Source organism: Amycolatopsis sp. PSD-21, from assembly GCF_055561455.1.
Genome location: NZ_CM145712.1, coordinates 7,138,918 through 7,165,126 on the forward strand (window position 1 = coordinate 7,138,918; position 26,209 = coordinate 7,165,126).

Consider the following 26,209-nt stretch of genomic DNA (forward strand, 5'->3'; position numbering starts at 1 on the left):
TTCGAGAAAGCGATGAGACGCAAGAAGATCTTCCTGGCGGCGGCACTCTGGCCGCCCTGCTGCCGCTGGTGCTGACCTCGTTCACACAGACGGCGCCCGCCGAGGCGGCCAAGTCGGCGTGCGAGGCCGTGCCCGTCGCGGCGCCGGCGGGCGCTCGAATCGAAGCGGTGCACGCGACGCCTCCGGGGAGGGCGTCGCCGCCCACGCCGCTCTCGGCTTCCGCCACGATCACCGAGGCGCCCGCGTACTGCGAAATCGCCGTCACGCTGCCCCAGGGCACGGCGGGCGACCATGTCAAGGTTGCCGTCGCGCTGCCCCGGACCGGTGGACCGGCAGGCTCCAGGCGGTCAAGGACGGCTACAGCGGCGTGCGACCGACGCCGGCGTCCCCTGACCGTCCTCGACACCTCGTGGGCGCTCGCTCCCCAGGGCGAGATCGACAAGCGGCTGATACGAACTTCACAACCCGGTCCGTGCGCGATGCCGCCCTCGTCGGGAAGGTTGTGACGCAGAAGTTCGACCAGCGTGAAGTCACGTACTCGTACTGGAACGGCTGCTCGACCGGCGGCCAAGGCAGTAACGGTTCGTCAAAGCCCACCGCCCGGGAAGTAAGAGCGCAGACCGGGGTGATCGATCATCCAGCGGTCACGGACCTATCCTACAGTCAGCCCCGTTACTCTGGCAGAGTCGAGTCATGGCACCGACGGCCTCCATCGAAGACCTCATTGCAGTGCTGGAACTAGGCACCTCGTCAGGCGACACCGACCTGGCCGAGCAACTTCGGAGCCGATTCGGCATCGCGCCCGGAGCCGACCTGACGACCGCGTTGCAACCTGTGGCTCCGGGCGAAGTCCTTGCCGTGCTCACCTCCGCGATCGCCCCTGTGGCCGCGATGGTCCGTGAGCTCTACATCTGGCTGGGGCAGTGGGAGGCCGTCCGCTCCACCGGCAATTTCACCGTCCAGGTCACCGACGACCAGATGCGAACGATGCGTCTGGACCCAGCACGCTACGCGGCCTACGAGCGGACGATCGTCGAAGACGTGACCACGGCCAGGTTCGATCCATCCCTGTTACCGCCGGACAGCAGGCTATTGCATCTTTACGATGCGCATTGGAAGCCCGCCTGCATAGGCACGACTCTCGTCACATCTCCACGCTGCAGTAATTGCCGCCCTGAGACGCCCGTTGAGTTCCAGCAGTTGGAAGACCTATTGCAAAGCGCCGTCGCGCAAATGCCAACCGGCGATCTGCCACGGAATACGCCTCATGACACTCGAGGGTACTTCTTCGCGAACCTTGAGCACTGGCTTCCAGACGTCATGGCCAGAACGCGCGACCATGGGAGTTGCCCGCACGAGAGAACCATCTTCGCCAAGTACCTCCGCGAGGGTCTGCCGGACCTGGCGGCCTGTTTCCGTGAGATCACGAGCCAACAGCTGAGGAGCTTCTTCGACCTACCCTACTGGAAGGCCAGATGGCAGGTTTTCGAATTGTGGAATCTCAGGCTGATCATCGACAGCTACGGGAGTGCGCATTGGATACCCGCGCTGACCGACGGTATCTGGAACCTGAAGGCCGGGTCGACCAACCCGGCCGCGATCGCTACGTCACCGCTGGCCGCTGGACGAGAACTTCGCTGCTACTACCAACATGAATCGGTTCCGCCCGCACCACTGTTCCCAGGGCATCGTGATCGCCCAGAACTCCTGATCACCGTGGCGGACGACTCCGCGGGCCCCGCGGCGCCGGGTTCCGACAGCGAGCCTGTCTTCCTGGCCGTCGAAGCCAAGGCACGCTCGAGCTACGGTCCGCAGGACCTCAAGGGCGCCATCTTCCCACTGCTCGAATGGCGACCCAGAAGAATCCTCGGTGTGTCCTACTTCTCCGGCAGCGGCGCTGATCAGCTGCACGTCCAGAAGGTCACCGGCACCGAAGTCGCGGTCGCAGAAGCGATCACCCCTGGATCCGTCTCGGCTGCGGCGACCACTGAGTGGCTTCGCGACCTGTGGCGGCAACTCCCCAAGCCCCAAGTCTCTCTCATCGCCGCCGATACCAGTGGAAGCATGCCACCGACCGCAGCGAAGAACCACCTCAAAGCCATGGTCAGGTCGACGAAGAACACGCCACGGCCAAAGTGGGCCGACAGCATCTCCGAAGCAGACCTGCTCTTCGCCTCGACTTTTGGCGGGCCTGCACCTGCGCTCGCCTTGCTTCCGGAATTCACCGCCGGCGCGATAGCGCAGACCGGGATCGAACTCGAGCCGGGTCCGAACGCCCAGAACCTCGACGAGGCCGTAGCGACGTGGCAGATCGCCCTGGAATACACCCCGCTCCATGCGATCAACCTCGACCTCCATCTGATCACGGACGGTCAATGGAGCGACAACGACGTTGCCGTCCTCGAGAAAGTCCGGGACCTGGGCGTCAGAGTTCACGTCCATCTCGTCGACAAGCGGGACCGCTCGAGGTTTCGAGAAGAGTTGACCGCCTATCTCCCGGTTTAGCGCCGGAAGCTTGCATGAGGTCCGCTACGGACCGATGTCCGCGGCGCAAGCGGTGCCGACGACCTTGGCGCGACAGCCGCAGCGAGGACAGTGTCGTCTGCGTACGGCGATTCGTAGCGAAGCCCTGACGACACGGTCCGACCTGCGCGCCTTGGCAATGGCGGCCAACGCTTAGCACACGCACGGTCCTGGGGCAAAACGCGCGCCTGCCCCGACGCAAATCCCCGGGTACCGGACCGGACCTCATTACGACGGAGCATCAGACGATCCTGTCCGGCGTTGCCAAAAGCACACCCCTCATGGCCTTTAGGGGACTTTCCCACGTTAACGCGGAAAGTCCCTGGCATGGCCTCTAGCACCAACCGACGTTCCACCGGTCGATCTGGTAGGACATGCCGCCGCCCCAGAGTGTTCCCCAGATCTGCTGGCCACCGAAGTCGAGTATGTCATACAGGCCTTGACCTCTATTGGCAAACCGGAGGATCACGCCGTGGTACCACAGCGGGACGTTGTCGTGGGCGATGCACCGATAGAGCTCCTCACGCGGCGATGCCGAAGCTTCGCCGCTACCGAATACCACGGCGGCTGCACAGATGAAGGCGGTGAGGATACTTCTTGTCGCGAAAGGCATGGTTCCTCCTAAAGGTTCTCGTGCCTCCGAGTGAGGCGTGACCATGCCTATCGCGACGTATTCGAGTGAGTGCAACGTAAATCTCTGGTGAGTCTTCCTTCACCAGGGCCGAGCAGGGTGTCCACGAGCGCGGCGGTTTCCTCGTCGAGGTCGACATCGAGTGCGGCCGCGAGATCGGCCAACTTGTCGGCGGTGGCTTTCACCGCAGCGCGGTTTCCCGCTCGGTGCTCCACGTGGAGAAGGTCGCGATAGAGGAGTTCGCTGACAGGTTCGGCGAGGAGCCCTCGGAGGATCGCTCGGCGCGCCGCTGGTAGATCTCCGGCCTGACGGCAGATTTCGGCCAGCATGTGGGCGGCGTCGACGATGGCGTCGATCATTTCTCGCTGGTGCCACGAGTTCCAGGCGTATCGGCCAGGGCCGATGTTGCTGAAGGGCATGCCGGCGACGAGCTCAAGTGCCGCTTCGAGCCGAGCCCGCCGATCTGATGCGTCACGGCTCGGATCGGCGCCGACCAGTTGCCGGAACCGATGCCAATCACTGCTCATCGAGTTCGACAGGCGATAGCCGCCTCCGTTGGCCTCGATGTTCGGAAGGTAGAGGTCGCCGTTCTCGTCGTGGCCGAGCCAGGTCCGCAGACGGGAGATGTAGCCCTGTCGGGTCGCTGGGGACCAGGGGCGGGTGTCCGTTCCGAGTTGTCGTGAGATTTCGTCGGCGGTCGCGCCGGGGTGAAGGAGCAGGAACGCGGCGAGCTCGGTGAGCCGGTTGATCTTCTTTCCCTCGACCTTCATCGGGTCGACGTTGTGCAGCCCGACCGGACCGAGAAGTCTCAGTTCAGGTCCCGTTACCGGCGGCGGTTCGACCGGAGCGTCTGGATAGTCGTTGGCGGGCACCTGTTCGGCTGTGGTTTCTGCAGTAAGCGTCGAGATGAGCTCTTCCGCCTGGTCGACAGTCAGGCGCTGGAGCTCGACTTCGATGCCGAGGTCGTGGATCAACGTGGACTTCGTGGAAACATCGAGCGTCCAGCCATCCGGGACTGCCGTGCCTGCGGCGACCACGGCGGCAAGGCACGCATGCTGCTCGATGTCGAAAGGTTCAGCGGACAGGACGACACCGGTTGGTGTCGGGTCTGCCTCGGAGAGCTCGTCCACCGATGTGAAGTGACGGAAGCGCCCAGGGTTGTGCGCAGCGGTCGAGCGACCGAAGCCGACCAATGTCACCGGCATGGACGCGGACCAAGCGGACGTCGCCAGTTCCCAGGCCATCGCCAACAGGACCGGCTCGGCTTCTTCGGCAGACCCATCGAGCGTGATCGTGCCGATCTCCGCGAGGTTGGCCATGACAAGGTCACGACGAGGGTCATGGCCGACTGTGACAAGTGCAGGATAGGGCGCTGGAACTCCATCCAGCTCATCGACATCGAGTGAATCAGCGAAGGATTCACTGTGTCCCAGTGGATGCAGCACCACACCGTGACTACCAACCACTGCGGACCGGACAGCCGGAAGCGAGGCGCCCTTCTCTCGGACATGAAAGACGAGACTGCGTAGCGCGACGTCAAGAGCCTCGGCCGTGGCCGGTTCTTCGGCTTTCCTGAGCGCGGTCTCCAGATCCGTGGACGGTGGTCGGCGGATTCGTTGTCCAGGACGGCGACGTCGTTGAGCTAGCATCCTGCGCCGGGCGAAGGTCGCCAGAATGCCAGCGGCGAGAAGCCCTCCGAGCCCGACGGCGACGAGGGGTACGACGCTGGCGTCGCCGGCGGGAGCGACCTCGGCGGGCGCCGGAGCGGGGGTTGGTGCTGGTACTCGCTCCGGCAAAGGTGAAGTCGGTTCCAGGGGCTGGGTAGCTGGAGATGGCTCGGGCCCACAGCCAGGTGGAGTGACCTGCGCAGAAGCCGAGCCTCCAGACGCTGCTCCCCCACCGTGCCCAGGCGTTGCCACTCCGGGAAGTTGAAGGACATCGCCGGGATGAATCAGATCCGGGTCGTCCAGGACCCGGCCGCCAGGCAGCGAACGACCTCGGTTGAGTTCGAAGATCTCGACGTACCGGGAAGCCGAGCCAAGATGCTTCCGAGCGATCTGAGTCAGCGTGTCGCCTGCGCCGACGACGACCTCGACGCACTGCGGTTCGGCAGGAAGAGCGAGACGCCAACCGGGCTTGATCAGGTCGACGCTTCGAAGGGCCGCTCCGTCAGCCTGACGCCGGCCCCGGTTCAGATCGAAGATCTCCTGGTAGCGACTCTCGTCGCCGAGCTGCTCGGCCGCGATGCTCATCAGCGAGTCGCCAGGAACGACCGAATACCCGTCGGCCAACGGATGATCGGCCTCATCCACGGCCTGAGAACTACCCTGTCCGGAGACCTGTGGGGCGACGATGGAAGCCGGGGCGGCAGACGGCGATGCCTCCGCAGCCGTCGTACCGACCACCAGACCGAAGAGGACACCGGCTACGAGTCGTTGAGCCCAGCGTAATCCAGGCAGCCGCGGCGCTGCCACTCCACGCGCGAGTGCGACGCATTCGAGCACGACGGCGATGACGAGTTGCAACCAGGCGATCACCCCGCCGACCGCCACCACGAGAAGGAACACCTGACCGGTGTCTCGTTCGGTGATCCAGCCAACGATTTCGAGGAAGGCCGGAACGTGGTCCGGCAGGAACACCGACCTGAACGTCCACAGGAGAAGCGGCGGCCCGAAGATGAGCAGAGCGAGACCCATGACACCGAGGAGGATTCGCGCGAGCCTTCTCATGGCGGTGCTCCTATCCGTCGGAGACCAGATCGGCGGCGCCGTGGCCACGCACGGAGAACTCCGATACTCCGATGACGCTGAGGAAGATGGTGGTTCTGATGATCGTGGTGTCGACGACGATCCGGTTGCCCTGTACGGCAACGGTTCCGGTAATGCCCGTCGCCGCGAGGTAGCGCTCTGCTTCAGCGATGGCTTGCTGCGGGTCGACGTCTGCGACCTGGCCGGCGGCAAGAGCATGAACGCGGATAGCTTGCCCCCCTACGCGCGCGGCTTCTTCGGCGACCGACGTCGCCTTCGAATGGGCTTGGGCCTTTCGACTGCCGTCGACTGCCCATCCGATGGCGATGACCAGCGCGATGCTCAGTCCCACCAGCCACACGGAGACGGAGCCGCGTTCACCACGCAAGCGGATCATCGGCGGGCTCCATAGCGATCGATCGGTGATCGGAACTCGGAAACAGCGACTCGCGAACCCGGGATCATGAGATCGCCGAACGCGATCTCACAGCTGACGGTGGCGACCACATAACCGGTCTCGCCCAGCGGTTTCGCGAAGTCTCGAGCATCGACAGCGATATTGAGCTGGGCGCAGTTCAAGCCCTGCTGAGCGATAACAGCTCGTGCCCGCACCTCGGCTACCGACGCCGCGGCATGGCCGTCACGGGCGATGGAAGCCGCACGTGCGGCAGAGCGGGCAGCCTCGTCCACTGCGGCTTCCGCAGTGATGACCCGCATTCCGACCAACGCGAGTCCGAAGAGGACGACCAGTGCCGACACGCCGATCGCGACTTCGACGTTCACATCGCCGCGGTCCCCGTACTTCATGGTGTCAGCTGCTCGATCGGCCCGGACGCGCGTTGGCTGACCGAGAACCGTGCGAACGGTACGAGTGAGGCGGCCTCGGCGGTGACGATGACGGTGACGTTCCGGCCGTCACTGGTGGCTTCGGCGTTCACATTGGACAGCCAACTGCCGGTCACACGGTTGACGTAGTTCTGCGCGTGCTGCTCGGCGGCCGCCATGTCGACAGGCGGCAGCCGAGCGGCGTTGACCCCATCACGCGCCGCTTCCAAGGCCACGTTCCGCCCCAGGAAGAGCACTATGACTTGCAGGACGAACCACGTGACCAGGAGAAGTGCTCCCAGGCCAAGGATGGCCGACACGTTCTCGTCGCCGCGCTCGTGCCGGACCTTCATTGCCCTCCGATCAGTGGCAGCTTGCCGTTCACGAAGGCCGTGACCGCACCAGCGATCGCGGTGGCCAGCACGAGACCGAGCACGGCGTAGATGGCTTTGGTGATGTTCTCGTCGCCGCGCTCGCCCTCGCGCACGAACTGCGCTCCGCGCTTCTGCAAGGCGCACCCGATCATGAGTGCAGCAAACTGCAGGCGGGCAACCATTGTCTCGAGCATGTACTTCTCCTCTGTTTCAGGTGCCGAGCATCGTGAAGATGCCCGGGAAGGCGAGAAAGACGATGAACGCCAGCCCCATCACGGCGATCGGCATGTCCATCCGATCCGAACGGACCGACGAACCGGTCTTCTGATCCGCCAGGCCTTGTTGGGCAATCGACGCCGCTTTCGAGCGCAGGGTGTCCGCGATACTCGCTCCGCCCTCGCTTGCGCTGGTGATGATGTGGCCGAGATCCCTGAGCTCGCGAACACCCAGCTCATCGGCGAGGCGCTCAAGGCCTTCCCACGGCATCCTGCCTCGCAGAGACGCTTCGTTCATCGCCGACCGGATCCGTTGAAACGCCCAGCCGTCACCTAACGAGGCCGGGTAGCGCATCGCTTCGACCAGGCCGCGGTCGCCGAGGCGTCCGAGAGCGACGAGGTGCGCGTAGGCGACCAGAGCCCCTCGGAATGCCGCCCGTGCCTTCTGCGCCTTGGCGCGCAGCAGGAGCCGCGGAAGCGCCCAGCCGAATGCTGCCGCGCACAGCGACATCGCTCCCGTCAGGAAGACCGGTGTCCCAGCGTCGAGGATGACGAGTACCACGCTCGTCAGCGGAACCGCGAGGGCTCCGACGGACGCGTAGCCGAGGCGGTTCAGCATGAAGGATTCGCGTGTCTGGCCGACAAGGTCGAGCTCTGTGGTCGGCGCCCTCGCTCCGCAGCGGTCGGCGAACCGGATCGCCGCTCTTAAGGCTGGATTCAGCGCCGAGCTGTCCGAAACGACAGGCGGACCGTTCAGGACATCGCTGAGCAGGAGACGTCCGGGTAGGTATGCCGCGACGATCAGTGTCGTTCCGCCGGCGATTCCCAGCGCCAGCAGGATGAGTTGGCCGAGCGTGCTCATGGCCGCCGCCGAGCCCGCGCGGAGAGGAACCGGGTGGCAGGCGGCTCGAGGCCCAGCTGACGCAGCCATACCGCGGAGGCCCCGACCAAACCGAGCACAACAGCCAGGACAACCTGCCCGACAGGAGTGGCATAGGCAGCGGTGTACATCGAGCTACCGAAGAGCACAATCCCCAAAAACATCGCCGCCCAGATGCCGAGCAGCACACGCGCGGTGGACCGCCTCCGGGCCCGTTCGGACTCAGCGGTCCGGCGAGCGACGATATCCTCTGCAACCTGGCGAGCGAGCGCACGCAGCAGGTCGGCGACGCCTGAGCCTTGGCGGTGTGCGACGCAGAGGCCGGCCACTGCGGCATCCCCGATCTGGTCGTCGATGTCGTCGGCGAACTCGAGTAGGGCCTCCTGCACGTCCCAGGTCCGCAGGCGATGCGCCAGCGTGATCAGCTCGCGGGCGAAGCACGCCGGCGCTTCGCGGGTGGAGTTCTGTATGGCGCTGACGAGCCCCGTGTTGGCCGCCGCCATGACGTCGCTGAGACGTCGCAGCCAAGTTTCCAGGGCTTCCAGTCTCTCGATTCGCTGCTTGGCGATTGCTCCCGCTGAGAAAAGCCACGGCAGGAAGACGACGAAGGCTGTGGCGGCCACCCCAGCGATCGGCCAGCCGGAGACGAGCCAGGCCAGAGCGCCGGTGGACAGCGCGAGCGGTCCTCGCCAACGCAGACTGCGGTGCTGACGACGCCTCCGAAGGGCCTTCGACTGGAAGACAAGCCTTCGCCGGTGGCCGACACCGAACGCGCCGGTGATGACGAGGGCCAGGCCGCCAACGAGACCGACACCGAGCAGAACGAGGACGAGTTCAGGCATGGGCCCACTCCCCATCGCTGCCGCAGGTCAGCCAGTTCCGGTCGAACCCGGCGCGCTCGTAGTCCTCGATGTCGGTCGGCAGATTCCCGGTAGGAACCGATCGGCGACCTCCAGCACGTTGGAAGAGATAAGTCCGCGCGGGTCGCCCATACTCACCAGCCTCGACGGAGATGATCTCGGCAACGTAGCGATCGAGGCTGCTTCCGTCAGCGACGAGCTCCACATGCACGATGAGATCGATCGCGTGTGCCACGGTTTCGTGCGCCAACTCGGGGGTCCACGCAGAGTTCCCTTCAAGGCACAGGCGGGCCATCCGGTTGATGGCATCCCCCGCGTTGCGGGCGTGCAGCGTGGAGAGCGAGCCCGATCCGCCCGTCGAAAGCGCGTCGAGCATCGGGATGATCTCGCGGCCACGGACCTCGCCCACGATCGTGCGCGTGGTGTGCATGCGAAGCGACTGCCAGACCAAGTGCGACAAGTCGGCGACGGTGCTGCCGGACCGCTCCGAATTGCCGACCCGTTCCTCGAAGGCGACCACGGCGGGAAAGCGATCGCGATGCCGGTGCAGGCCAAGTTCGAACTCGGTCTCCAGTGTCGCGAACCGTTCGTCCGGAGGAATCTCCCAGCAGAGAGCCCGCAGGAGCGTCGTCTTCCCCGCCCGTTGCCGGCCACAGACGACGATGTTCTTCTCCGCTCGCACCGCCGCGCGCAGGAGTGCGAGTTGCGCAGTCGAGATCATCCTCCGCTTCCGGAGGTCTGCCAGCCCGGTCTTGGACAGCCGATGGCGTCGGATGGAGACATGCGGGCGGTCACTGACTTCGATCGTGGCGGCCAGCCGCTCCCCGCCTGGTAGTTCCATGTTCAGCAGCGGTGAAGTGCTGTTGATGGAGCGTTCGGTCCGGCCGTGCCGGGCGGCCAAGCGTTGTAACCAGCGAAGCAAAGCTTCATCGGTCGGTGCGATCCGGGGTGCGCGCATGACTGTGCCGTCCGCGTAGGACAGCCAGACGGGCTCATTGCCGATGATGTCGATATTCTCGACGCCTTCGTCCGCCAGCAACGGCTCCAACCGACCCACGCCGAACATCTCCGCCATCACGGCCTGCTTGACGAACCACTCCTTGCCAGGATCCAGAAACGGCCTGCCTCGGCCAGCCCACTCCTTGATCACAGCCGAGAGGACATCGTCGATCAGCTTTCCTGCGAGCGCACGCTCGAAGTCTCCTGCTTCCGGCTCGCTCTGGCGTGCCATCTCTTCTTCAACCTGCTTCGCGAGGGCCTGTTGGACCCGGTCGACGAGCTCGTCCGCTCCTGCGAAGTCCTGCTCAACCAACATGACGGTCCCCCTCACCAGCAGACGCGGCAGGCCTCGGAATCGAGGGCGGTAGCGGCCTCCGCACGAGTTCGCGTCGTGGCCTCTCTTGCCTCGCGGGGGCCTGCTCAGGGATCGCCCGCCCTCTAAGCCTTCGTGACCGAGTGAAGGCTCGCTTGCCGATTTCGACCCCGAGCTTCCGGGACTTTTCAAGCAACGACGAGGTCTCAAAGCGTTTGCCTGGCCTAAACGTGTCCGTGAACTGCGTGGCGGCGGATGGGTCCCACGGCATCTCGCCGACAACCGGCAGACCGAGTTTCGCGAACTGCCTCTCGACCTCCTTGAGAGGAAACCCAGCGGGAGTAGCCGCAACAACGACCACCAAGCCGTCATCCGCTGTACCGAGTAGGCCGATCTCTTCGCGGACCAAGTCCACAGAGGACGACAAAGCCCGGAGCGAATGCCGGTCGTTGCGTACGACCAGCACCGTCAGGTCGGCGTTCCCCAGGACAGCATGCGGCATACCGCGGGATCGGAGCCGACCACAATCCGCCAGGACGTCGACCGACTCCCAGGTCCGGAACGCCAGCGCCAGTCGCTGCCATTGCAGGCTTTCCGCAATCCGAGTCGTTTGCGGCCCAGGCAGGAGAAAGTGTCGTCCGGTGCCGTCCGGCAATGTGATCGCCTGCTGCCACAGCGCCTGCGGCAACGGCATCGTCCGCGCGGCCAGCATCGCCTCGAACATCCCTCGGTGGCCGAGCGAACCGCCCGGGTCGAACACCGCCAGCGCCTGGCCGCCGGACGGATCGCACTCCGCGGCGACTGCGTGCCGCGGCCATACCCACGTCAAGGCCAGCGTCACGGCCGACGTACCCGGACTTCCGCGTAGGGAAGTGAATGTGATCAGCATGGTTCGTTCAACTCCCCGGCAGCAGAACGATCGCGACCGTGCCCACGGATCCCTTGGTCGCGAGCTTGGGGCCCTGGTGCTCGGCCACGACGACATCGACAACTCGAAGTCCGGTCTGGTCCCGTTCCCCCACGCGGACGACCCTCCCTTGCACGGGTTCCCAGGTTTCGGTCACTGTGCCGCCCTGGCCGGAAGGAACGAGGAGAACAGGCTTCAACGGCTCCAGCGGAGTCGCCGGGAGCTGAGCCGGCTTGACGGCGATACCCAGCAGTTGCTCTCCCGGCCTTGGCGGGAGCTCCCCTCCGACCGCCTGCGCGGTCAGCACGGTCCCTGGCCAGAGATTCGTCGTGGCCTTCCGCCCGATGAACTGCGACCGGTCCTTCCACAGCACTGGTGTCAGGCCAGGATCAGGTCGGACCTGGACCTCGCGCACGGAGCTGTCGAGCACGACCTGCCCAAATCGGACAGGAGCGGCGACACCTACCGCGGCGATCGTCGTGTCGACGTTCCGGTAGATGAACACGGTCCCGGTCGCGCACAGCGCAGCCAGTACGAGCCCCACGAGGATCAGAAGCTTCGAGGGGCGCCGTCGAAATGGCCGGACCTCCGGCACGAGCGGTGGCTTCTCGAGTGGAGCTGGGTCATTCATGGCCGTCCTCCCCGGAGTTCAGCGTGCGGATTTCACGGACGGGCAACCTGGCACTCGACGTCAGGTCCATCGCCCCGGAATCGGACATCCCGCCGCCGGACCAGCTGATCTCCCAGTGGCCGGTCGCGGCGATGGAGAAGGCACCGGACGAAGCCTTTGTCAGGTAGACGTGCCCGCAGTCAGGTGACGCGAGGCCAGCTTTGTCTTCGGTGAACGGCGTGCCCGGTCCAGCGCAGGCTTTCGTCGCCCCATCGCCCATAGACCAGGTGATGCGGGCGAGTTTGGCGATAGCCGTCACGCTGACGGTGCCAGCGGTTGCAGTTCGGGTGACTGGGCCGGTGGCGGCCTCGCTTCGCGCGCTCCACATCCACACCGGAAAGCCGATCGTGGCTCCATACGGCGAATCGGCGGGCGGCGCCAGCCTGATGTCGGGCGCGGAGAGTCCCATCTGGTCGATCGCCTGCCGAGCGAGTTCAGCAGGCGAAACCTGCGGCACGACGGCGGCCGCGGCGCCATTGGGCACGTAGGTCACACGAGCGTCGCCGGGATAACCACCTCCGGGGCCGCCGACGCCGCAGATCATCACGACCAGCCGCCCCTTCGACGCGTCTTTTCCTGCCCACATCGGGTCACCGCCCGCTGGCTGGGGAATCTCCATCGGAAGGCACTGCGGAGCAGGTCCGGCGCGCTTTCCCTGGCTGGCTGGTCCTGTCCCCGGCTGGCCTCCTTCGCGGCCCGGCCGACCGGGATCCGTCGCACCGACCCAGCAGGTCCCGCGCACCCCTGAGGATTGGCAGCCACCTGGGCCTGGCGCCGGGCCGGCCCACGCCGGCGCTGGGCTGACCATCGCGGTCACCAGCAGAGCCGAGCCGATCGTCTTCGTCAGCATGGCTTGTCCAAGGCGGCTTCGACGACTTGGACCAGCCACCGGTCGTTCAGGCTGGCGTATCGGACGACCTCGGCACGGAACTCGTACCGTCGCGGCTGGTCCGGGTTATCGAGCGTCCGCCCCTGCTCGCCCGGCTTGTCACTGACCAGGTGGAGCCCAGTCCGATCCAGGCAGTCGGTGATCTTGATCCGCGGGTCGCGCTCGTCGAGCGACACCGCGGTCACCGCAGGGGAACGCCGGTAGTCACCTTCCATATGCGAAGGCACGGAGGCCAGATTCTGGATTTCCGCGATGTGCCGCGTCAGCTCTGGGTCGACGAGGTACTCGCCCAATGCTGAGCGCCAGTCCTTCGCCTGCGGCGCCTTCTCCGCAGCGGTGCTGACGCGCCAGTAGCCTTCGTAAGCCTCGACCGCTTTCTGCTTCGCCACGTCTTCAGCTGTAGGGACGTGGCTTGATGTCGGAGGTACCGGAGGTGCGGCAGGCGTGGCCGAGGGCGTGTTTCCGCCCTCACTGCACGCAGCCGTGGTGGCCGCGACGAGCAAGGCGATCACGAGCTTGGACTTCATTTTATGCTCCCCTGAGGCTGATGATCACGGACCCGCTTGCCGCAGCCAGAGCGGGACCGATGTGTCCGGAATCGACGATCACGTCGACCACGACCGTCCCCTCAGAGTCAGGTGTTCCAACTTCGGCGACTCGGGCGACGAACGCGTTTCCCGCCGACGGGACCGAGTCACAGGGCATTGCTTGCGGCAGAGGCGACACACAGACTCGCGCGTGCGGCCAAAGAGGCTGGCTCGGCCGGCGGCCGGCTTCGACCCGCAGGCCGACCACCTGAAACCCGGCTCCCGGCACGCCCTCCGGTATGAGGCTGGCCGCGGTGAGGAGCGTCCCTTTCTGAAGGCCGACGGCGGGCGCGCGGCCGATGACTGCGGCTCGGTCGGCCGCTCGGATGAAGCGGACATCGTGGTCAGGGACCAGATCGACAGCGGCCAAGTCTGATTCGGTGAACGGCTGCGTCGCGCCGACATCCCTGGCCAGTACAAGCGCGGGCACCGTCCTGTCCCTGAGGACCGCGACGAGATGGACGGTGACCAGAGCGAACACCAGGGCGACGACCACCGTGGCAAGGTTGAGCCAACGCGACGAGTTCTTCGACGGCGGCTCCGGATCGGACACGCGTCGTCGAGCCTTCCTCAAGCGCTCGGTGAAGTCGGTGACCGTCATCCTCCGACCTCGGCATCCAGATCGGCTGGATCCACCTGCTCGATGACGCGCCGCCAGATCCGGCACTCGTCACACCAGACGTACCGGCTCAACAGTTCTTCGTCGTCTTCGCCCGCGGGGAACTTCGCTCGATCACCGCAGTCGAGAACATAGTCGGCTGGCATCCGGCCTCCCTCCGTGAACCTGTTTGAAGGCGAAGGCCGGCTGGAGCTGCCCGAGGTGCTTGCGAGTTCCTCGAGCGGGGGGAGGTTGTCCAGCCGGCCTTCGTTTCTTTCTCCTGCGTCGCCAGGCAGTCCGTTCCTGGCAAGTCAGGAATACCGCTTTCCGGCCCGGTGAGGGCAAGGTCAACACCGGGTGAGCCTTGGCTCATCAGGGCTTTTGTCACTCGTCCGGGTGTAGGAATGAGTAGAATTGCTCGCGCGCAAGCCGTAGCGAATCGTGTTAGCTGGTCGGTATGGAGGGGTGGGAGATTCCGTACCGGCACAGCGTCCAGACCGCCTTGGATCTTTTGAGAGGCAGGTGGACCGTCGCAGTCTTGGCAGGGCTTGCTCGCGGCGAGACGCCGTTCACGGAATTGCTGGCCGCGATCAACGACGTCGAGAAGCGCACCGACCGAGATCGCATGCTGTCGAATCGAGTACTTAGCGACACTCTGCAGCGAGCTCGCGAAGACGGCCTCATCGAGCGGCACGCCGAATCGGGCAATTTCGCGACAGTCACTTACATGCTGACCCCGACCGGCCGCTCCTTGCTCCGCGCCGTCCGGCCGCTGGCCGAATGGGCTCAGGTTTATCAAGCGGACCGCCAAGCTGACGTGGCCGACCGCCGAGGCGCTTAATACACCTTGGCGGATGCCGTCCGGCGAGGATCCGGAATCAACGAACGAACCCTGTCCCGGCCCGCGTCCTTCGCCGCGAACAGGACGTTGTCCGCCGTCACGAGCACATCGTTGAGAGCTTCGCCCGCTTCCGGATAGGAAGCTACGCCGATTGAGACACTTAGGCGTAAATCACCCAATTCGTCATCGAACTTCATACCGCGAACGGCCTCGCAGACACGGTCCGCGATGTCGACCGAGGCCGTCGTATCAGCGCCCGGCAGCAGAACGACGAACTCTTCTCCTCCGAATCGCGCGGCAATGTCGTACGACCGAACGTTTTCGACGATCGCCTGTGCGATCTCGCGCAGGACCCTGTCCCCGGCAATGTGTCCGAAGGTGTCGTTTACCGACTTGAACTTGTCAACATCGATCATCAGGACGCCGATCGGCGCATGGTGACGCCGAGCCTTGGCCACCTCGTTCTCCGCGAGAGTCTTCCACGTCTCGGCGTTGAGCAGGCCGGTCTTCCTGTCCGTCGTCGCCGCGGCTTCGAGCTGCCGAACGAGAACGCTGCGCGTCAGCACATACAGCGGCAGCATGACGAAGACCAGCGCGAGCGGATGCCAGACCATCAACAACGTGACCAGGACACCGACGCACAACGTCGCGAATTCGAGGCTGTTCTCGCTCCAGCTGCCGACCAGCGCCCCTACCGAACGCTTGCCGGGCGACAACGCGATCACCCCGGCGACCAAAGCCGAGTTCACCAGCCAGTAGCAGACCACCACAGCGACCAGACCCAGCAGTGCAGCGTCGTCGATGTTTTCGAGCGCCTGGACTGAGGGGAGCCAGCGGGCCACCACGATGGCCGAACAACAGGAGACAACCACCGAGCTCGCGCTGAACACCACCCGGTAAAGGCACATGCCGGACACTCGACGCCAGCTGCGCCACCACATGTGCCCGTAGAGGATGACCGCGGTCGCCGCCGCCAAAGCCGGCGTGACCAGCAAAGCCGCCGCGAGTGTCCAGACCGAGCTCATGTTGACGTGTGGTGTATCGGAGAACCGGCGCCGCATCTGCTCGACAGCCCGGGTCACTTCCGCCGCGAGGAGACCGAGCACCACCAGGACACCGAACCGGAAGAGATCGGATCGGCTCACCGGCGTGAACCCGTCCAGCAGAAGCGTGAAGACGACCGCGGCGATCTCGACCGCAAGAACGAAGGCGATCACCCGTCCCTGCAGCGACCAGAGCTTCCACTGTGTGACATTCCAAATACGTTCTGTATCACCGGAGGCCTCGCTGGTCACATTGGAGGCTCTGACCTGCATACTTGAGTCGCTTGCGTCCCCAGGCGGTCCTCCGGCGGACGCCGTCGTCGGGGTGTTCTCAGCGGGCGGGCCGTCCAGGCAGTCCGTTCGCTGGGAGGAGGGTTCATCGATGACCAACAAGGACTGGTGATCTCGCGCGTCCTCATTCGCTGAACCACGCTCGCTCCCGGCTCGCCGCCGGGAGCGGGTCAGGACCCACAGCACGCTGATCCCCGCCGCCACGCCTATCGCGACGGCCCCCGCCGCAGCAACGGCTCTGAACGGCCCGAATTGCTGGGCGGCCAGCCCGCCGCCCAGGATCGCGATGCCCTGTGAACACTGCAGACACGTCGACATCCGACCCATCACTCCCCCGCGACGGGCGTCCGGCACCAGATCGACGACAACGGTCTGCACCTGGATGAGAAAGGCGGTCGAGACAGCGCCGGACGCGGCCCAAAGGACGATCGAAACAACTACCCCCGGTTCGAAGACACAGGCAGCGAGGGGCAGGCCAGCCACCACCGCGAACAGCAGCGCGGTGAGCGGCGTAGCGGGCAAGCGAAACCGCGTCGTGAGCCAGGCGCCGATGGCACTTCCCAGCGGGTCGGCAGCGAGCAGCAAACCGATACCGAAGGCGGAGATCCCCAGCGCATGTCCATACGGCACCGCCAAGCCCTCGGGCACGACGTAGACGCCCACCAGCAGGACCAGTGCGTAAAGCAGGAACCAGGTTCGGGCAGGCGCTTGCGCTGGTTCCTCTTTCTCGGTGTCGGTTCGGCTGACCGACCTCGACAACACGCCCTTGAGGATGATCACGGCGCTCAGCACGAAGGTGCCCGCGTTCACCAGCATTCCAAAATGCGGCTCGATCAACGTCAGCACGAGCCCGCCGGATCCGAAAGCGACCACCTGAGCGACCTGACCGGTGAACTGCCGCAGTGCGAGCCCGGCCGGGAAGTCCTCGCGTCCGAGGACCTGCGGCAGCAACGCTGACTGCGCCGCTTTGAACGGGCCCGCCGCCGCGCTGAGCACCGCGACACACGCCCACAGCACAGGCAGCGGTAGCCCCGGCAGTGCCATCGCCGCAGCGAGGACCGCGCGAACGACGTCGGTGACAACCAGGACGGCTCGCCGAGGATAGCGGTCGGCGAGACCGGACAGCAGGAAGCCGCCGAGCACGGATGGGATGAAGGTCAAGGCATAGGTCAACGCGGTCAACGCCGCGGACGATGTCTCCTTGAACACCAGCAACGACAGCGCGACACGGGCGATCTGGTCGCCGCCGATCGACAGCAGCTCGGCGACCCAAAGCGCCCGGAATTCCGGGTTCCGCAATGGCACGGCAAAGCCGGCACGGCGGCGCTCCGCCATATCCGTTCCCCCTACACGCAACTCCCAGGCGACAACTCAGCATGCGGTCGCGCGGTCACGCTCCCGCCGGACTGACCATGCCGGGTCGTTCGTCCCTCTCCCGAAACTCACGGTATGCCCGGAGTGTCGTCACGTGACCACGATCAGCGACTTTTCGCCCGTTTGTAGTACGCGACTACCCAAGGTGATCAACTTGTGAGTTGCCTGGTCAGAGGCGCTTTCGCGCAACGATGACGCCGCCGCGGCAGGAGATCGTGAACTCGCCGTGCCGGTCGATGTGCCGGACGAGGAGCTCATGTGCACGGTCGATCGTCGCCTCGAACGGAACGCCGCCGTCGTCAGCCCAAGCCCGATACGAACGGAGGTGCGCAAGCACAGGATCTGGCTCGCGGACAGTGATCACGCCGGGAAGATCGACCGTGGTGGCCTGTTCGAAATACGGCTCGAGGAGGCGAGGCGCGTCTTCGAGCGCGAACCGTTCGCTGAGCGCCACCCGCCTCGGCCCGTTGTCGATGCCGAGGACGTCGCCGGCGGCCGCTGACCAGAGGTCGTCCAGCTCGACCTTGTCGCTGTGCGCGTTCGTCGAGACGAACACGAGGCCGCCGGGAACGAGTGCACGACGGATCTCTTCGAGCGCCGCAGGCAGGTCGGCGACGTGATACAGCATGTGCAGCGCCAGGACGACGTCGAACCGTCCGGACGAGAACGGCAGCGCCGTCGCGTCCGCCGCCACGGTCGGCGGTGACAAGGGCGCCAGGATCCCCGGCGAGATGTCAGCTCCGATGACAAGCGCCTGCGGACGCTCACGCCGGACGCGATCGAGGAACTTCCCATTTCCGCAGCCCAGGTCGAGCACGCTCGACGCCGAAGCCGGCAGATGTTCGAGCACGATGCCAGGCAGGTCGTAGCGCGGCTGCTGCCAGCTGTACAGCGCCTGCCGTGCGGCGAGGTCGGCTTCGTCCTTGTACGCACTTCCAGCGAGCTTGGCACGGCTCGTCGTGTCCACGCCCTCAGGTCGCGACGTCACTTCGCGACCGCCGTCGATCCCGGCGGCAGTGCGGGTGGCGGCGCACAGAACTCCCGGATCTCGTTGCGCAGCACCTTGGCGCTGGCCGTTGTCAGGTACTTCGCGGAGCCCAATCGATCTCCGATGTCGCGAGCCCTCTTGACGATGCTGGCCGTTCGACGCACTTGAGGCGCGGCGAGAACGGGAACCAGGAACGACTGCGTGGCGTCCAGATCGCCCAGGACCATATGTGCGCCAGCTAAGTCGAGGCGGGCAGCGAAGATGTCTCCCGCGGAACGATCGGCGGGGGCCGCCGCCTGGTAGACGTCGAGCCCGAACTGCGACTTTCCGATGGCCTGTTTCGCTAGTGCCGGGTTGCTCTTCAAGGTCAACAGCGTGGTTCCGGCGTACACCGACTGCTTCGCCGCAGGAAAGGTGAAGACGCCGGAGTACTCGTCCATGGCCGCGTCGGCGCGCGCGGTCTCCGCGACATCGAGCGCGGTCAGCGTTCCCTGTTCGTCACCGCGTGCCGCACAGGCCCGCGCTTCGAGACTCGCCAAGCGAGCTCCAGTCGTTCCACGAGGCCGGAACAAAGCACCTTCCCGTGCCCGTTCGACAGCGTCCTCGAGCCGGTCATCCCAGTAGGCGATCAGGCTTTGGAGTGCCTTGATCCAGCCGAGCATGTCCTGATGTCCGGCGAGTTTGGCGTACAGCCACGCGGTCTGCGCATGGATGTCGGCGACACGGTAGTCGCCGAGGTCCAGCGACACATGTGCCTGCAAGCCGCCGAGCCTGCTCGCGTGCAGATAGAGGTCCCGCAGCTGGTTCGGGATCCGGTTGCTGTCGAGCAGCCGGAAGACCTCGTGCCGTAGCTCCCGAATTTCACCGAAAACGTCGACCAGCGGCCGGGAGATGTAAGCCGCGGCGATCCTGCGGATCTCGGAGTCGAACTGTTCGACGGCCTCGTTCGTCGTTCCCGAAGACGCGATCATGCGCGCAGTCCGTGCGGCATCGCGCGCGTCGTCGGCGACTGCCTGCCGGCTGAGCTCCGCATCTTCAACCCCTTCTGGTGGACTGGTCAGGACCGTAACTCGCCCCAAGCGACGACGAACCTGTTGCTCCTCCTTGGCTTCGCGCCAAAGCGCGCACAGCTGGCCTGCGGCACCAAGGGCCTGATCGAGTGCCTCGACGAGGTTCTGCGACGGAAGATTCCCACCGGCCCGCTCGGCCATGGAAACGTAGTTCCGGGTGTATCCCACCCGCCCACCCAAGCCGGACTGACTCAGGTCGGCCACACCCCGGAGCCGCTTGATCTCCCGAGCGAGACGAGCTTGCGCCGTCTCGGCGGTGACACTCTCGTCGGCCATGTGGTCTCCGGCTCTGCCAGGGGGTAAAAGAGGGTAAATACCAACCGTAGCGAGGTTACCCCGTTACGTAACTATAGCGGTCGCGCCAAAGTGGTGGAAGTTCAGGAAAGCCACTCGCGTCCGGAGGTCAGCCATGACGAAAACCGTCTGCAAGAACTCGATGCGCCGTCACTCGAAGCGCCGCTTGCCGTTCTGGTTGACCCAATCGCGAGCCAACCCATCACAGGATCCCGAACCCGTCCAGTTGTATAGCTTGCTGACGCTGTATCTCGCCGTACACGCGCCTTTCCCCGATACTGACCCGCTTCACGGCCGATGCTCGTGCTGCGGACAGTACTGGCCGTGTGTTTCCGTCAGGCTGGCCTACCGGCTTCGCGAAGGCTTCTGAGCGAATGCCGTCCGGGAGGCCGCCATGTCGATGTTCTGGTCTGTCAGCGCTGCCGCAGTCACCGTCTGCATGATCTGGCTCATCGTCAGCCGGATCAGAAGGCGCCGCCGAATCCACCTGTTCCGAGGGCAGCCGTACTGGGCGGCTTTGGCGATCGTCGCCAGGGTCAGACGGCAGCGAAAGCATGAGCAAATTGGATGGCCTTCGGCCGAGCCGGAGGTGCTGGACGACGAGCCGACCGAAGTCATCGTTCTCCCGCCGCAACCACGGCCGTACCTGGAAGCCCTACTTCCGCTGTCACAGGAGGCCGTAGGCGGCTTGGCGAGTAGCTCGAACGAGACTTACCCATTCCCGTGACGAAGCCGAGGCGGGTGACCCGGTCATGGAAGAACCACCATCGATCCGGTCGTGGAACTGCGTGATCGTCGACAGCGACAGCCCGTTGGGCAAGGTCGCCTCCTCGGTATGCGACCTGACCGCACACCTGCCCGATCCCGACGTCACGTTCCTCTGCTCTATCTGTTCTGGCAAGCAGTGGCCATGCGAACGGTTTGACGTCGCCGCAAGGGAGGTGCTCGCCGCCCGGCTCTCTCTGGCGGCCCTCATCCCTTCCGAACTCCACCACCGACTCTGGCCACAAAGTCCTCAGTGGCCGTGACCAAACCCGACCTGAGAAAGTGATCCATCGTGTTCAAATCGGCACCTGAACCACCCGCACGATCCAAGCGTGCCGAGGAGTCAACAGCCAAGAGCCGAGAGCTCGGCGCCGCGATGCGGCACGCACGAGAGGCTTCCAATCTGGCCCAAGTCGATATCTGCCGCCCATTCGGCTGGGGAGCTCCGAAGGTCTCTCGGTTGGAGAGCGGACAGCGCGAAGGGTCTCCTCTGGACATCGTCACCTACCTGGCAAAAGCCGGGACGGAACCGGCCGAGTTCGATCGCCTGAAGAAGTTGGCCGAGTCGCCGGCCAATGGCTACGACCTCCAACGCCACCCGGAGAACATGCCCGATCTGCTCCCGACCTTCGACTTCCTGCACACGAGCGCCAAGACCATGACGTTCTATGAACCGCGGCGGATTCCTTCATTGCTGCAGAGCGAGCAGTACGCGGAAGTGATGCTTCGACACAACCGGAACCCCAAGGACCCACTCGTCAAGGAAGCCTTGCAGGCAAGGCTTTCACGGCAGGAGGTACTCAAGGGTGCGAGGTATGGCTTCGACGCCACCTTCTACATCGACGAGATCGCTCTCCACGACCCGACAGTGTGCAGCGTCCTGGACGAACAGCTCCTACAGTTGGTGATCACCTCCACGGTCCCGCACTGCCACGTGCACGTCATTCCGTCCGACAGTTTCGACGAAGACCTTCAAGCAGCATTCGGCTTCTTCGAAGACTACGATGACAACCCCGTCCTCGCTGTTCACACCGCCACTGCGATGCTGGTCCTGGAAGATGCCGAAGACATGGCGCCGTACTTGCGAAAGCTGAACGAACTCCGCGAGGTTGCCCTGAACGATAAGGAATCCACAGAAAAGATCAACTCAGCAGTGCGCCTGTGAGAAATTGGACCACGTCTATTGACAGCCCTTCTGCTATAGACATTTAAACCGGAGCAACGACCTCTTCGCCAGCAAACTCGGCAAACCACTGTGAATCTGGATGTGGCCACCAGATGGTCACATGCACTCCCCCATCCCCGACGTAGAGCGAGCACTTCTCGACTGTTCACGCGATACGACGCCTACCGCTAGCTGCCCCAAAAAGTAGTTCACCCAGAGGGAGGCGGGAACCGAGGTCGACGGCAACCCGCTGACGATGAGGGGGATCATCAAAGGACCAGATCAGTAGGCGTCGTCCCCGCGTGGGCGGGGTGGCGTGCCCGCAGGACGCCACGCCGACGCCGACCTCAACTGCTGCTCTTCCGTTTGATCAGTCGCAACTCCGTGGCTAAGTTGTCAGTGTGCGCCAGTATGATCCGGTCAGCCAATGGCGCATCAGGGGGGAGACCACGTGCAGCAACGCGTGCACGAGTTGGCCAAAGAGTTGGGCATCAGCTCTCTCAAGGTCATGGCCCGGCTAGCCGAACAGGGGGTGAATGTTCGGAGCGCGTCGAGCCTGGTCGATGAGACCTCTGCGACCCGCCTGAAAGAGTCCTTCGGCCAGTACGACGCTGCGGCGCAAGCCGGATCTACGACGCCGCGTCCAGCAACGTGGAGCGCTGGGGCCGTCAGGCCACCGACTCACCCCGAGACACTCCGTCATCTGAACCTGCTCAAGCAGGCGTTTCCCGTCGTCGAAGACCACCAAACCATCCTGGCCAAGCTCGGGTCGCAGTTCTTCTACTCCGTGGCGGGAGAGGTTTCCGGCGCCGATGGCTGCGGGTTCGCTTTGGTGCGGTTCAGTGGAGCCATCGAGTCAGCATTCGGCTTGACCAGGGAAGTGTTGTTCTTCTACAGCCCCCACCGCGATCTACAGATGAGGACATTTCAGGCGGCGAAACGAATACTGACCAGACTCCAGCACCGCCGCGAGGTGACACCGGACATGATGGTCGTCTGGTCGCCCGACCCGCGCCTGCGCGAACGGCTCGACGATTGGTCTAACTCGTCCAAGAACTTTCTCGCCATCCCGCTCGATCTCCCCGATGACGGTGATCCGATCGCCTTCATCAAGCTTCTCAGCAGCTACGTCTTCACTCGCGACTTGTTCTACGAGACCACACCGGTACGAGGCGACCGGTTCTTCGGGCGCCGCCAGTTGCTACAGACCCTCCGGGACGACATCCGCAACCAGCGCGTCGCGGGACTCTTCGGACTACGTAAGGCCGGGAAGACCAGTGTCCTCACCGAGTTGGCACAAACATTCTCCAGCCCAGAGAAGATCTTCATCCTGCGAGACCTGGAGAGCCTGCCATCACCACCGGAGGATCCGGTGCCGGATCTTCTCAAGGACCTCGTCGATGACTTGGTAACCGAACTCCGCCGCCGCGAACTCACCGCCCAGGCCCTCGCCGACTTGCCAGCGAACCCCGGAATCTCCGAGTTCAAGCGAGCATTCCAGACTGTTTTGCGTACTTTAGCCGAAGATGGCACCACTATCGTCCTGATGCTCGACGAAATCGAGTACCTCACCCCGTCCGATAGGATTGACATCCGCGAAGGCGACATGACCTCAGTCGCCCAGCTTCTCGGCGTGTTGCGCAGTCTTGTCCAGGAGAACACGAACTTCACCTTTCTCCTGTCTGGGCTGACCAGCTCGATCATTGAGAGCGGACGACTCTATGGGCGACCGAATCCGCTCTTTTCCTGGGCAAAGGCAACGTTTCTCGCTCCCTTCGAGAAGCACGAGGCCGACGACCTTGCGCGATCCGTTGGGCAGAAGATGGGCATCAGCATCGACGCCGGCGCGCTCGACGCCCTATTCGAGGCAACCGGCGGTCATGCGTTCCTGTACCGGCATCTGGCCTCGAACGTGGTCCACGAGCTTCCTGTAGACACCTTTCACCGCGAGATCAAGAAACCTTTGGTCTTGCGGACTATCACCGAATGGCGGCGCCAGGTGGCCGGGAACATGCGTGAGATGCTCGACCACGTCAAGCGGTACTACCCCGATGAGTCCTACCTTCTCGAAATCCTCACCGACGAACCAGAGTCGTTCGCCGCGTTCGCCGAGGACGCACCTCTCGCGCTCGGCCACCTGATCAGCCTCGGCCTTGTACAAAAGGTCGATAACACGTACGAACTCACTCCTGTACTGCACCTGCTATGACCGAGATGGCGATGACTGACCTGACTCTCAGCGCGGCACAAAAGCGCGCGACAGAAATTCGTGAGCGACTCGCGCGCTTTAAACTGGTGTTTACCCAGTGCGGAGCAGCATTTGAGCCCCTCCGGGAACCACTGCTGGACCAGCTGGAAATGACGGTGCTGGACGCCACAGACTTCGCCACAACACCGACCCTTGTCAAGAGCGATGCGAAACGAATCGCTCTGACCGGAATGGAGGTTTTCGCGCGCGACGGCAAAGCCGCGAACACTACCCTTGGCGCACTCCGCATCGAGGTACTCAAACTGCTTGCACTCGGCATCGAAGTTTGCCTCATCTCGCGGGTCCCCCGAGTTGCCTTCGCGCCTGTCGTCGGCAGCAACCTCCTCATGGATGCCAAGCTGCATTGCCTGCCTGCGCTGCGCAACGACGAATGTCCAGAGGTGGCACGCGGCGTTCCTGGCTCTCTGCTCCCCGCGATCGGATTTGACAGCAAGGCCGACGTCGCCACCATCCTGCGCAACGTTCTAGCGGAACTGGGCGTCAGCGTCCTCACGGAACTTGACTTCGCTCTCTTCGAAGGACGCCATGACGCCGGATTCATCAATGAGGTCGACTTAACCACCCAGGACGCCTTGCGCAGCGCAGGTCTCGCCCACGTAGTCGACGGCGGATTCGCCTTCACCGCACCTCGGCTCTTGTGGAAGTTCAGGGACGCCATCGGCGACGTCATGGCGAGCCATGTGTCGCCACAAACCGACCTGGCCGAGGTCACCGATGGGCTCTGGTACATCGAGCGTTGCATCCGCAAGGCTCTGCGAGACGCCGCAATCAACGAGCCCAACGTGAAGAATTGGCGCAAGAGCCTCCTTCACAAAAACACTGCCGCCACGGCGCTGGGACGTGCGCGCTCCGATGCCTACGTTGGCGCGCTGACCGTGGCTGAACTACGTGATCCCATCGAGTGGTTGTCGCTCCCGGAACTACTCGAAGTCGTACGCTCGGACAGGTTCGGCGGGCTTTTCTGGGATAAGGTCTCATGGGATCGCTTCTCTCAACAGATCGTCCCTATCCGAAATCGCCTTTCTCATATGCGCCTGCTCAAGAAGGGCGACAAGGCGACAGTCCGCAAGTGGGCCAATCTACTCAAAGAAGCCGTGAAGTGAGTATCTTCCACAGCAGTCATCGCGGTCTGCTGACATCACATGAGCGCTCTGAAACCAGGTTTCCGTCTCCTGCCGACGACGTCGGCCTCGTGTTCTGCGTGCAGGTACTCAGCTCCGACGTGCTAGATACGCGCCGCGGGTAGCATGTCCGCATCAGGTGGCCTGAACGACTCGACCAGTCCCCTCACTTTCAATGTTGGTCCGGTCCGCGATTTACTCGCTCGGTGTGTTCGACAGCTTCGGCGAAGTCGCCGGTACCGATGGTGCGGATAGCCCGTGCGAGCATGTTCTTGTTCGGAGTGCTCCGGACAGATACCACCTGGGGCCTCGACCACGTCTCGCGTGTCCGATGGGGGTGCTGGCCAGAACCGGATGGGGGATCGCTCGACTACTTGGGTGGTCTTCATACCCGCGCTTCGTTTTGGCGCGACGCCCTTGTCTGCGGTTTGCCTGATCTCGTGACGATCTCCGGTGTGCGCTCGAACCCGGTAAAGGCCAGCTGCTAACCGGCATCGAGTCCCCAACGAAGGCGTGGACGAGCCACAGTTGAACGAGCCGGCTAGGTCGCCCTTTTTGGCCGACCGCCACCTGCCCCCTGACCAGGCCGCGCCCGCTCCCACGTCCGGATCTCTGCCTCGCGCGACGGCGACCAGCCCGGTGTCCGACCGATGACGACGTCCGGCTCCGGAAATGGGTGGTCAGCGGCGTAGCGGCGCCGCCACAGGGCGACTGTCCGGTGCGAGACCTCGAACCACTCTCCGATTTCGACCATCCCGAGGTATCGAAGGGTCAGCCCTTCGCCGGCTGGACGGCCATCTTCCACCCGATGGTTTTCGCCGCTCACCAGGCTGAAGTTAACAGGGACCTGCACGCCCGGCGTGAACCAGCGGCAACGCGGCATGTCTCGCCTCGAACAAACCTTGTTGACCAAGTGGACTAAGTTTGCTTACCCTGAACCTTGTTCACGTAGTAATCAAGGTTTCTTGGG

25 protein-coding genes are annotated in these 26,209 nt (G+C 64.4%); 7 read left to right on the forward strand and 18 right to left on the reverse strand.

Annotated features, from left to right (window positions below; translation table 11 throughout):
- Positions 1 to 693 precede the first annotated feature (693 nt).
- Positions 694 to 2,505, forward strand: coding sequence for a hypothetical protein (locus ACZ1DY_RS33440; protein ID WP_465482047.1), 1,812 nt, complete (start codon positions 694 to 696; stop codon positions 2,503 to 2,505).
- 352 nt (positions 2,506 to 2,857) lie between these two features.
- Here ACZ1DY_RS33440 and ACZ1DY_RS33445 read toward each other — a convergent pair whose 3' ends face one another.
- From ACZ1DY_RS33445 to ACZ1DY_RS33515, 15 genes are all read right to left on the reverse strand, one after another.
- Positions 2,858 to 3,136: a hypothetical protein gene (locus ACZ1DY_RS33445; RefSeq protein ID WP_465482048.1), complete on the reverse strand. Its 279-nt coding sequence runs from the start codon at positions 3,134 to 3,136 to the stop codon at positions 2,858 to 2,860.
- Positions 3,137 to 3,183: 47 nt separating this feature from the next.
- The gene (locus ACZ1DY_RS33450; protein WP_465482049.1) at positions 3,184 to 5,883 is read right to left on the reverse strand and encodes a LysM peptidoglycan-binding domain-containing protein; all 2,700 of its coding nucleotides are present in this window, start codon (positions 5,881 to 5,883) and stop codon (positions 3,184 to 3,186) included.
- 10 nt (positions 5,884 to 5,893) lie between these two features.
- The gene (locus ACZ1DY_RS33455; protein WP_465482050.1) at positions 5,894 to 6,298 is read right to left on the reverse strand and encodes a pilus assembly protein TadG-related protein; all 405 of its coding nucleotides are present in this window, start codon (positions 6,296 to 6,298) and stop codon (positions 5,894 to 5,896) included.
- Positions 6,295 to 6,708, reverse strand: a complete 414-nt coding sequence (locus ACZ1DY_RS33460) for a hypothetical protein (RefSeq protein ID WP_465482051.1) — start codon at positions 6,706 to 6,708, stop codon at positions 6,295 to 6,297. Before ACZ1DY_RS33460 ends, ACZ1DY_RS33455 begins: the two co-directional genes overlap by 4 nt.
- On the reverse strand, positions 6,705 to 7,079 hold the full coding sequence (locus ACZ1DY_RS33465) for a hypothetical protein (protein WP_465482052.1): 375 nt from the start codon (positions 7,077 to 7,079) through the stop codon (positions 6,705 to 6,707). The genes ACZ1DY_RS33460 and ACZ1DY_RS33465 overlap by 4 nt, the downstream gene beginning before the upstream one ends.
- Positions 7,076 to 7,294 carry a hypothetical protein gene (locus tag ACZ1DY_RS33470; RefSeq protein WP_465482053.1) on the reverse strand — a complete coding sequence of 73 codons (219 nt, stop codon included), beginning with the start codon at positions 7,292 to 7,294 and terminating at the stop codon, positions 7,076 to 7,078. The genes ACZ1DY_RS33465 and ACZ1DY_RS33470 overlap by 4 nt, the downstream gene beginning before the upstream one ends.
- 16 nt (positions 7,295 to 7,310) lie before the next feature.
- The gene (locus ACZ1DY_RS33475) at positions 7,311 to 8,177 is read right to left on the reverse strand and encodes a type II secretion system protein (protein ID WP_465482054.1); all 867 of its coding nucleotides are present in this window, start codon (positions 8,175 to 8,177) and stop codon (positions 7,311 to 7,313) included.
- The gene (locus tag ACZ1DY_RS33480) at positions 8,174 to 9,037 is read right to left on the reverse strand and encodes a type II secretion system F family protein (protein ID WP_465482055.1); all 864 of its coding nucleotides are present in this window, start codon (positions 9,035 to 9,037) and stop codon (positions 8,174 to 8,176) included. Before ACZ1DY_RS33480 ends, ACZ1DY_RS33475 begins: the two co-directional genes overlap by 4 nt.
- On the reverse strand, positions 9,030 to 10,370 hold the full coding sequence (locus ACZ1DY_RS33485; RefSeq protein WP_465482056.1) for a CpaF family protein: 1,341 nt from the start codon (positions 10,368 to 10,370) through the stop codon (positions 9,030 to 9,032). Before ACZ1DY_RS33485 ends, ACZ1DY_RS33480 begins: the two co-directional genes overlap by 8 nt.
- Positions 10,360 to 11,256 carry a hypothetical protein gene (locus tag ACZ1DY_RS33490; protein WP_465482057.1) on the reverse strand — a complete coding sequence of 299 codons (897 nt, stop codon included), beginning with the start codon at positions 11,254 to 11,256 and terminating at the stop codon, positions 10,360 to 10,362. Before ACZ1DY_RS33490 ends, ACZ1DY_RS33485 begins: the two co-directional genes overlap by 11 nt.
- Positions 11,257 to 11,263: 7 nt before the next feature.
- On the reverse strand, positions 11,264 to 11,905 hold the full coding sequence (locus ACZ1DY_RS33495) for an SAF domain-containing protein (RefSeq protein ID WP_465482058.1): 642 nt from the start codon (positions 11,903 to 11,905) through the stop codon (positions 11,264 to 11,266).
- Entirely contained in the window at positions 11,898 to 12,563 is a 666-nt protein-coding gene (locus ACZ1DY_RS33500) for a hypothetical protein (protein WP_465482059.1), read from the reverse strand. Before ACZ1DY_RS33500 ends, ACZ1DY_RS33495 begins: the two co-directional genes overlap by 8 nt.
- A gap of 224 nt (positions 12,564 to 12,787) precedes the next feature.
- A complete protein-coding gene (locus ACZ1DY_RS33505; protein ID WP_465482060.1) occupies positions 12,788 to 13,360 on the reverse strand; it encodes a hypothetical protein in 573 nt (190 codons plus the stop codon).
- Between the two features lies 1 nt (position 13,361).
- Positions 13,362 to 14,021 (reverse strand): hypothetical protein, encoded by a 660-nt coding sequence (locus ACZ1DY_RS33510; protein ID WP_465482061.1) that lies wholly within the window; start codon positions 14,019 to 14,021, stop codon positions 13,362 to 13,364.
- Entirely contained in the window at positions 14,018 to 14,185 is a 168-nt protein-coding gene (locus tag ACZ1DY_RS33515) for a hypothetical protein (RefSeq protein ID WP_465482062.1), read from the reverse strand. The genes ACZ1DY_RS33510 and ACZ1DY_RS33515 overlap by 4 nt, the downstream gene beginning before the upstream one ends.
- 290 nt (positions 14,186 to 14,475) lie before the next feature.
- Here ACZ1DY_RS33515 and ACZ1DY_RS33520 point away from each other — a divergent pair, with 290 nt between their 5' ends.
- Positions 14,476 to 14,859, forward strand: coding sequence for a winged helix-turn-helix transcriptional regulator (locus ACZ1DY_RS33520; protein ID WP_465482063.1), 384 nt, complete (start codon positions 14,476 to 14,478; stop codon positions 14,857 to 14,859).
- Here the strand turns inward: ACZ1DY_RS33520 and ACZ1DY_RS33525 are convergent.
- From ACZ1DY_RS33525 to ACZ1DY_RS33535, 3 genes are all read right to left on the reverse strand, one after another.
- A complete protein-coding gene (locus tag ACZ1DY_RS33525; protein ID WP_465482064.1) occupies positions 14,856 to 17,528 on the reverse strand; it encodes an MFS transporter in 2,673 nt (890 codons plus the stop codon). The two genes, ACZ1DY_RS33520 and ACZ1DY_RS33525, sit on opposite strands and share 4 nt — an antisense overlap.
- Before the next feature lie 208 nt (positions 17,529 to 17,736).
- Positions 17,737 to 18,534 (reverse strand): class I SAM-dependent methyltransferase, encoded by a 798-nt coding sequence (locus ACZ1DY_RS33530; protein WP_465482065.1) that lies wholly within the window; start codon positions 18,532 to 18,534, stop codon positions 17,737 to 17,739.
- 17 nt (positions 18,535 to 18,551) lie between these two features.
- The gene (locus ACZ1DY_RS33535; protein ID WP_465482066.1) at positions 18,552 to 19,901 is read right to left on the reverse strand and encodes a helix-turn-helix domain-containing protein; all 1,350 of its coding nucleotides are present in this window, start codon (positions 19,899 to 19,901) and stop codon (positions 18,552 to 18,554) included.
- A 412-nt stretch (positions 19,902 to 20,313) separates the two neighbouring features.
- On the opposite strand from ACZ1DY_RS33535, the gene ACZ1DY_RS33540 reads away from it, so the two are divergent.
- The 5 genes from ACZ1DY_RS33540 (at position 20,314) to ACZ1DY_RS33560 (ending at position 25,221) form a co-directional block, all read left to right on the forward strand.
- Positions 20,314 to 20,646 (forward strand): hypothetical protein, encoded by a 333-nt coding sequence (locus ACZ1DY_RS33540; protein ID WP_465482067.1) that lies wholly within the window; start codon positions 20,314 to 20,316, stop codon positions 20,644 to 20,646.
- Between the two features lie 61 nt (positions 20,647 to 20,707).
- Positions 20,708 to 20,947, forward strand: a complete 240-nt coding sequence (locus tag ACZ1DY_RS33545) for a hypothetical protein (protein ID WP_465482068.1) — start codon at positions 20,708 to 20,710, stop codon at positions 20,945 to 20,947.
- Between the two features lie 29 nt (positions 20,948 to 20,976).
- Positions 20,977 to 21,849, forward strand: coding sequence for a helix-turn-helix domain-containing protein (locus ACZ1DY_RS33550; protein ID WP_465482069.1), 873 nt, complete (start codon positions 20,977 to 20,979; stop codon positions 21,847 to 21,849).
- A gap of 451 nt (positions 21,850 to 22,300) precedes the next feature.
- Positions 22,301 to 24,058 (forward strand): translation initiation factor IF-2 N-terminal domain-containing protein, encoded by a 1,758-nt coding sequence (locus ACZ1DY_RS33555; RefSeq protein WP_465482070.1) that lies wholly within the window; start codon positions 22,301 to 22,303, stop codon positions 24,056 to 24,058.
- Entirely contained in the window at positions 24,055 to 25,221 is a 1,167-nt protein-coding gene (locus ACZ1DY_RS33560; RefSeq protein WP_465482071.1) for a hypothetical protein, read from the forward strand. Before ACZ1DY_RS33555 ends, ACZ1DY_RS33560 begins: the two co-directional genes overlap by 4 nt.
- The last annotated feature ends 988 nt before the right edge of the window (positions 25,222 to 26,209 follow it).